This is a genomic window from Commensalibacter sp. A3DC, from assembly GCF_047307945.1.
GTDB classification, from domain to species: domain Bacteria; phylum Pseudomonadota; class Alphaproteobacteria; order Acetobacterales; family Acetobacteraceae; genus Commensalibacter; species Commensalibacter melissae.
In genome coordinates this window covers 1-7634 of the sequence record NZ_JAXOQA010000070.1, presented here as the reverse complement: position 1 = coordinate 7634, position 7634 = coordinate 1, and the positions used below count along the sequence as shown (strand labels likewise).

Here is a 7634-nt window from a genome sequence, read left to right as displayed (position 1 = left end):
AAAAAATTACTGAAATAAAAATTTAGCTAATTTATAAATGAATGTTGGATTTCCAAAATTTTTTAGGCTTAAATAAAATATTAAATGTTATTAATTGTTATTTGAATATAATTGTTCAAGAAAAGTTTTTTGTCCGATCACTCGGATGCAAACCATAAAAAGATAATCAAAAAACATTCACCATTTGTCTAAAAAAAATTATAATCTAGGCGATTATTAAGGGATATGAACGAATTATGAAAAAATACCAACTTTTCTTATTCATGATTGGGATAAGTCTATATGATTCATCAAGTCATTCAATTTATGCCAAGCCTTCTGTGACAACTAAGGAAACCCCGAATGAAGAATGGAATATCCATCAATCGGAGAATAAGTATAATACTGATACTGGCATTTTTCCATCCTATCATAAAAAAAGAGGTTTATACCCTTCCAAACATCAGATGCATAATCCGCTACGTAAAAAAGGTTGGCATACTCATCCAGATCCCTATATCGAGGAGGGGGGTGTCTATACCAATTCTGAACATCCTGCCTTGACAGATGATCAATCGACTATGCGTGAATATACAAGTGGAACACCTAATCATTATGTTTCACCCCCGTCTATTTTGTTAGGGTTAAAACATTCACGCCAGTCTCAGCAAAAGGTCAGGATCACTGACCCGTCAAATGGGTATGCACCGCCCATTTCATTACCCCCTTCATAAAAAGAGTCTCTTTAGTTTTGAGGAACATTTAAAGCGTGTTCTTTGATTTTAAACTAATTCATGATACATAGAAAAATCTGATTTGCCGAGTTCAAGTCAACGTTGATTAAATTTTTGACCAAATCTGATTCTGAGATAATATTATGACCCCAAAAAGTTCGTTTATACAGGAAGCACAGGCACGAGGATTTATTTTTCAGGCGACTGATCTGGAAAGTCTGGATGAGCGTATGGCAAAAGGTTCTATTTCTGGATATATCGGATTTGATCCAACAGCTGACAGTTTGCATGTCGGGTCTTTGGTACAGCTGATGCTGTTGCGTTTATTGCAAAAACATGGACATCAGCCCGTTGCTTTAGTTGGTGGTGGAACAGCCCAAATCGGAGACCCCTCTTTCCGGGAAGAAGCACGCAGCTTGATGAATCAGGGTACAATTGATCGGAATTTAGATGGGATTGTCCAGAATATTCATCAAATTTTACAATTTGGATCAGGCGAAAACAAAACAATTACGGTTGATAATGCAGAATGGCTGAAAAAGCTTTCCTACATTGACTTGCTAAGGGATGTTGGCATTCATTTTTCAGTTAACCGTATGTTATCCTTTGACAGTGTTAAAACACGTTTGGAAAGAGAACAAGGGTTATCATTTCTTGAATTTAATTATTCCATTTTGCAATCATATGATTTTCGCGAATTAAATCGTCGTTATGGAACTGTTTTACAGATGGGTGGTTCAGATCAATGGGGAAATATTGTATCTGGTGTAGAACTTGTACGTCGAATGGAGGGAAAACAGGTATTTGGATTAACAGCCCCCTTATTGACAACAAGTTCAGGGGCCAAGATGGGAAAAACAGCCAAAGGAGCCATTTGGCTTAACAAGGAGAAATGTTCGGTTTTTGATTTCTGGCAATTTTGGCGTAATACGGAAGATCAGGATGTTGGTCGTTTTCTTAAACTTTTCACAGATCTTTCCATTCAGGAATGTGAACGTTTAGCCGCTTTGCAAGGAGCGGAAATAAACGAGGCGAAAAAAATGCTGGCAACAGAAGTGACCGCAATTTGTCATGGTCGTAGTGAAGCAGAAGCTGCACAGAAGGCGGCTAGAGACATATTTGAGCAGGGTAAACTGGCTCAAGACGGATTACCCGAAATAGTCTTGCCCACCGAAATGCTACAACAGGGTGTTCCTGTTTTTCGTTTATTTGTTCTTGGAAAGTTAGTGAATAGTAATGCGGAAGCCAGAAGATTAATTCGAGGGGGTGGGGCAAGAATTAATGATGAAAAAATTAGTGATGAGGGACAAATTATTACTGATGATGCGTTATGTGATGGGGTTATTAAGCTGTCATCAGGTCGTAAAAATCATATATTGATACGTTGTCGATAGTATAAGGATGCTATTTTTAATATTACCGTTTAAAACAATCGTTTTTTGTCTTAACCTTTTAAAACCAAATATCGGTTTTAAAAGATTTATTTTCATGATTTGGTTTTTATACAATTAAATGAATCATTTTCTATCAATGATTATAAAATAAATATATATCGCTGTATTATTATAGAATTAGATTAAAAAATTGATAATTTTACAGTGATTATCTTTTTTCGTTTACGGTTTTTATGAAATTACAGTTTGATTTTTTAAACTATCCTTACAATTTCGAAAATGTTTTGAGGATTATACAAACACGTCAGTTGGATAGGGTTTTATCCTGTATACAGGAAATAGAGGAATGGGTAGGAAAAGGATATTATGCAGCAGGATTTATAACGTATGAAGCCGCGTCTGCCTTTCGTTCTTATTTGATAACGCATCCTCCTGAAAAAATGCCATTGTTATGGTTTGGTATTTTTGAAAAACCGATAAAAAGAAAATTCAAACCACAATCTAAAAAAATTGATTTTGGATTAATGAATTGGCAACCTGATTGTTCATGGCATGAATATCAACAAGCTATTGCAGCTGTTAAAAATCATATCGCTGACGGTGATACCTATCAGGTGAATTATACATTGAGAATGGGAACGGATTTCCAGGAAGACCCGTATGAGTTCTATCTGCATATGTTGCAGGCTCAACAATCAAGTTATAGTGCATATCTGGATATTGGATTGTTTCAAATTCTTTCGGCATCTCCGGAATTGTTTTTTCAGGTAAAAGAAAGGAAAATTACTGCTAAACCGATGAAAGGAACAGCCCCAAGGGGATTAATCTTAACGGAAGACCTTGAAAACAGGAAAATATTGAATAATGAAAAAAATTGTGCTGAAAATTTGATGATTGTTGACTTGCTGCGTAACGATTTGGGACAAATTGCAGAGCAGGGAAGTGTGAAGGTTTCATCTTTGTTCGATAAAGAAAAATATCCTACAGTTTGGCAACTCACTTCAGAAATAACTGCACGATTAAAGGAAAAAACAACATTATCGGATATTTTTAGGGCGTTATTTCCATGTGGTTCTATAACTGGTGCACCGAAAGCAAATACAATGAAAATTATTCGAAAGCTTGAAAAACAGCCGCGTGAAGTTTATTGTGGTGCTATTGGGATAGTAACCCCTGATCAAGAAGCGATATTTTCCGTTCCTATTCGAACGTTGGTTGTCCAAAATAAAAAAGCTGTATATGGTGTTGGAGGAGGAATAACTTGGGATTCCACTTCCAAGGATGAATATCGTGAAGTTATTCATAAAATACAGGTTTTGTATGATCGCCCGATACCCGATCATTTACTTGAATCAGTCTTGCTAGAGAATGGATGTTATTTTCTTTTATCTTTACATCTGGACCGGCTGAAAAAATCGGCTGAATATTTTGATTTTTCCTTTAACCAGGCAGAATTGTTAAAAAGCCTGCAACATCTCTCCTGTCAATATGAACGAGGATGCTGGAAGGTAAGAATATTGTTAGATCAAAAAGGGTTAATCCAGATAGAAATTAATGCTATTCAGTCTTTACATCACGATTTGATCGCAAGATGGGCGAAAGAACCTGTTTTGTCAGATAATATGTTTCTATACCACAAAACGACAAGAAGGGATTTTTATCCTCCTGTTACATTGGATTGTGAACAATTACTTTTTAATGAGAAAGATGAAGTTACAGAATTTGTCAATGGAAATATTCTTTTGTGTAAAGGGGGGAAATGGGTTACGCCACCTGTCTCTTCTGGCCTCTTGAGAGGAACGATGTGTCAATATCTGTTGGATCAGGGCATGGCGACAGAACAGGTGATTTATAAACAGGATATACAGGTAGGAAGTCAGATCGCTTTTATAAACAGTGTTCGTAAATGGCGTAAAGTGATCTGGAAAAATTCGTTAAACAGTTAGAGTACTACAGATAAGATATTAAGATATCGAAGATATATTTGGGTTAAAATAACCAGATTTTTTTATGAGATTTTTTATGAAAAATTATTTTATCGCACAATTAATCAAGAGGTTAATATGCAACAACATATTATAGATTTTTTACAGCAACATGGTTTTAAATTTAATCAGTTTACTTTGTTTTTAACAGCTGTATCTATTATCATCCTTACGGCGGCCATTGTTCATGTGATTTTACATCGGATTGTGTTGGTCCGATTGGTTCAATTTGCACAAAAAAGCACGCGACTATGGAGCAAGGTCGTTACAGAGAATCAGTTATTTAGCCGTATGGCTTTTACTGTGCAGGGGTTGATTGTCATACTACAGACCACTTTTTGGGTGCATCAGGGTGTGAAAACGCTAGTTTTTCTTATGATTGCCGCAAAAGTTTGGGTATTGGTCTGTGCACTTCTGTCAATATTTTCATTTCTGGATATTGTTTTAAAATTTGCAAGTAAGCTGGATATAGCGGCGCGGCTTCCGCTTGGAGGTATATTTCAAGGATTTAAATTATTGGCCGCACTGCTTTTTGGTATTTTTATTCTTTCCGTACTAATTGACAAATCGCCACTTATCCTGATCAGTGGACTGGGAGCCATGGCAGCTGTCATCATGTTAGTTTTTAAGGATTCCATTCTGGGCTTATCAGCGGGAGTTCAGTTATCTGCAAATAATATGATGCGTGTAAATGACTGGATACAAATGCCCAAATATGGTGCGGATGGAATTGTAATGGATATTGGTTTGACAACTGTTAAGGTTCGCAATTTTGATAATACAATTACGATGATTCCTACCTATGCGCTTGTTTCCGATTCTTTTACCAATTGGCGTGGAATGCAGGAATCTGGCGGTAGACGGATCAAACGTTCTGTGTATATTGATGTTACAACCGTTCATTATATAACACCTGAGGAAAAGGAAAAAATATTAGAAAGCAAGTTGCTTCAACCCTTTGTAAATTCAGAAAAAAATAAGGACAGGGTTGATCATAAAGAATTTATTATGGATTTAGGCAAATATTTATCCAAAGGCCAGTCAATCACAAATCTGGGTCTTTACCGTATCTATTTGGATTTATATTTGAAAAATCATCCTCGTATTCTTAATCAGATGACCTATATGGTGCGACAGATGGCCCCCGATGCAACAGGATTGTTACCGTTGGAGATTTATGGATTTAGCAATACAGTTGTCTGGAAGGATTATGAAGCCATTCAATCGGAAATTTTTGAACATGCCTATGCGGTGATTGAGGAGTTTTCATTAAGTGCATATCAAAATCCATCTGGAAACAGTTCATCTGTGACAGTTTATCAGGGAAATGCTGCATAATGATTGATGTGTAGTAAGACAAGAATTTGTTGAACAGATCAACATTTAGATATTGTTTAACAAATTTCTTTTTATTGTTTTATATGAAATTCTATAGGAATATCCAAATTAATTAGTAAACCTTGGATATCATCGGGTGGAGGAGGAAGTTTTTTAACTCGGTGGGATAAAGTAAGGACTTCTCGATCTAGGATCAAATATCCGGAACTTTTTGCAAGACTGCTTGTTAGGATGATTCCCTGGCGATTTATGGTAATGTGCAAAATGGCGGTTCCCTCTAGGTCATCAGCTTGGGCTTCAGGCGGGTAATGTTTGAAACGTTCGAATTTATTTAAAACCATTCCCTGCCAATTAGCGGATGTTGAAGAAGTGTGTATGACTTGTGCGTTTTGATCCTTTTCTGATGGATGATCGGTATTATTATTTTTTGATGTGGATGTTGAATTTGATCCAGATTGAGAAGTATGTTGTGGAATAATATGTTGGGAAGGTTGCTTTATTTTGAGTTTAGAGAATTTTTCTATTCTTGGTATATCAGGTAGAATATTTGATACAGGAAATTTTGGCAATAATTTTTGAATGGGTGTCAAAGGTTCTGTTTTGGCAAGTGTTGTAGGTTTATTCAATAATGGTGAAGTCGGAGTTTCTGTTCGATTGGGGGATAAGTCAAGTACAAGAGCACTGCTTTCAGTAACAACGGGTTTGTTGGGCACTGAAGAATTATTGTAAAAAAGAAAAAAAGGAAAAATAAGAATTAATAAAGAGACGATAAAGGAAACAATTATTATATAATGGTTTTCTTTAGATCTGAGATCATTTCGGTTGGCTTGCCATTCTGTAAAGGAAATTTTGTCAGTAATCGTGGAGGTTTTCATGCCATTATTGTTTGTTTTGTAAATTTACCAAAGAAATTTTATGATAACCCGCGGCACGGAGTTGATCCATTACCATAATGAAAGAGCCGTAATCAATTTTGGTATCCGCATAAAGAAAGATATGTTCTTCCTTATTGCTGTTTGTTGCAATGTTAATAGTGGAATTGATATCCTTTAATGAAATAGTTTTATCATTTAAGGTTAGGGTATGGTCTGTTTTTAGTGTTAGATAAACAGGGTGGTTGGGTTGTTTCATGTTTTTTGAGGAAGAGTAAGGCAAAGTGACCGGAATTTTTACTGTTGTCAAAGGTGCGGTAATCATAAAGATGATTAAGAGAACCAAAACCACGTCAATAAATGGTGTGACATTGATATCGCATATTTCTTTTGAATCGTTATCAGCATGACGCATACGGATCATGATATTTTTTCCCCCATCATTTTTGGTTGAAAGGGTATGATCTGTGTATTCTTGTCTTTTATTTGCAACTTGCTTATGTCACGAGAAACCAGACGCATGAAAATGGTACTTAAGTCTGCAATTTTTGATCTGCAATTCGCGTTTGAACGAAGAATCATATTATAGAATATTACGGCAGGAATAGCGGTAACCAGACCAACAGCCGTGGCAAGTAAGGCTTCTGCAATTCCCGGGGCAACAGCCGTTAGACTTGTTGTTTGGGTGGAAACGATCCCTGTGAACGATGTCATGATCCCCCATACTGTTCCAAATAGGCCTATAAACGGTGAAATCGCACCAATGGTTGCCAAAAAACCGGTCCCTTTATTTAAATAATGACCTTCATTGCTTTCAATTCTTTCTAATAACAATACAATCCTTTCCTTTAGCCCTTCCGAATCATGTGTCAAAACATTGGAACACTGATATTCATCCGTGATAGCCATTAACATTGTCCTACCAATCCCTTTTTTGGAAAGATCAATGTCAGGCATCAATTCTTTGGCATTTTGTAAACGGAACTTATCAATCAAAAGGTTATGGTTGAGGCGGAAAATCTCTATATATTTCGCTATAAAAATTGTCCAGCTGATTAAGCAGGCAAGTAAAAGCATGATCATGACAAACTGCACAACAGGATTTGCATTTTCAAATAGTTGCCAGGGTGAAAAAGATAAAGTGGTCATTAGTTATCTCCATATAGACGACGAGAGATAAGATATGATCCTATAAATGTATCTGACATGCGTTAATCCAATAAGATCTTGTATATTTAATAAATTTTTAACAGGCAATTCAACTTAATAAATTTTATCTTATATTAAGTGATATTAATTATCAATATTAAGTGATATTAATTATTATTATCA

The 7634-nt window shown here is 35.8% G+C and carries 7 protein-coding genes; 4 read left to right on the top strand and 3 right to left on the bottom strand.

All coding sequences use genetic code 11. The features are described from left to right. Window positions 1-236: 236 nt before the first annotated feature. The 4 genes from U0839_RS07740 (at window position 237) to U0839_RS07725 (ending at window position 5430) form a co-directional block, all read left to right on the top strand. A complete protein-coding gene (locus U0839_RS07740) occupies window positions 237-713 on the top strand; it encodes a hypothetical protein (protein WP_122122980.1) in 477 nt (158 codons plus the stop codon). Between the two features lie 143 nt (window positions 714-856). Next, the gene (gene tyrS, locus U0839_RS07735; protein WP_155564962.1) at window positions 857-2107 is read left to right on the top strand and encodes a tyrosine--tRNA ligase; all 1251 of its coding nucleotides are present in this window, start codon (window positions 857-859) and stop codon (window positions 2105-2107) included. Window positions 2108-2340: 233 nt separating this feature from the next. Next, window positions 2341-4053 (top strand): aminodeoxychorismate synthase component I, encoded by a 1713-nt coding sequence (gene pabB, locus U0839_RS07730; RefSeq protein WP_413550413.1) that lies wholly within the window; start codon window positions 2341-2343, stop codon window positions 4051-4053. 117 nt (window positions 4054-4170) lie between these two features. Continuing rightward, window positions 4171-5430 carry a mechanosensitive ion channel family protein gene (locus U0839_RS07725; protein WP_155564964.1) on the top strand — a complete coding sequence of 420 codons (1260 nt, stop codon included), beginning with the start codon at window positions 4171-4173 and terminating at the stop codon, window positions 5428-5430. Between the two features lie 71 nt (window positions 5431-5501). Here U0839_RS07725 and U0839_RS07720 read toward each other — a convergent pair whose 3' ends face one another. Genes U0839_RS07720 through exbB form a run of 3 tightly spaced genes read right to left on the bottom strand, consistent with a single transcriptional unit; the run spans window position 5502 to window position 7451 of the window. Continuing rightward, window positions 5502-6305, bottom strand: a complete 804-nt coding sequence (locus U0839_RS07720; protein ID WP_155564965.1) for an energy transducer TonB — start codon at window positions 6303-6305, stop codon at window positions 5502-5504. A gap of 4 nt (window positions 6306-6309) precedes the next feature. Then, window positions 6310-6726 (bottom strand): biopolymer transporter ExbD, encoded by a 417-nt coding sequence (locus tag U0839_RS07715; protein WP_155564966.1) that lies wholly within the window; start codon window positions 6724-6726, stop codon window positions 6310-6312. Next, window positions 6723-7451 carry a tonB-system energizer ExbB gene (exbB, locus tag U0839_RS07710; protein ID WP_155564967.1) on the bottom strand — a complete coding sequence of 243 codons (729 nt, stop codon included), beginning with the start codon at window positions 7449-7451 and terminating at the stop codon, window positions 6723-6725. The genes U0839_RS07715 and exbB overlap by 4 nt, the downstream gene beginning before the upstream one ends. Window positions 7452-7634 lie beyond the last annotated feature (183 nt).

Coding starts and splice junctions, on each gene's coding strand:
- U0839_RS07740 (WP_122122980.1), top strand. CDS start 237: ATGAAAAAATACCAACTTTTCTTATTCATGATTGGGATAAGTCTATAT.
- tyrS (WP_155564962.1), top strand. CDS start 857: ATGACCCCAAAAAGTTCGTTTATACAGGAAGCACAGGCACGAGGATTT.
- pabB (WP_413550413.1), top strand. CDS start 2,341: ATGAAATTACAGTTTGATTTTTTAAACTATCCTTACAATTTCGAAAAT.
- U0839_RS07725 (WP_155564964.1), top strand. CDS start 4,171: ATGCAACAACATATTATAGATTTTTTACAGCAACATGGTTTTAAATTT.
- U0839_RS07720 (WP_155564965.1), bottom strand. CDS start 6,305: ATGAAAACCTCCACGATTACTGACAAAATTTCCTTTACAGAATGGCAA.
- U0839_RS07715 (WP_155564966.1), bottom strand. CDS start 6,726: ATGATCCGTATGCGTCATGCTGATAACGATTCAAAAGAAATATGCGAT.
- exbB (WP_155564967.1), bottom strand. CDS start 7,451: ATGACCACTTTATCTTTTTCACCCTGGCAACTATTTGAAAATGCAAAT.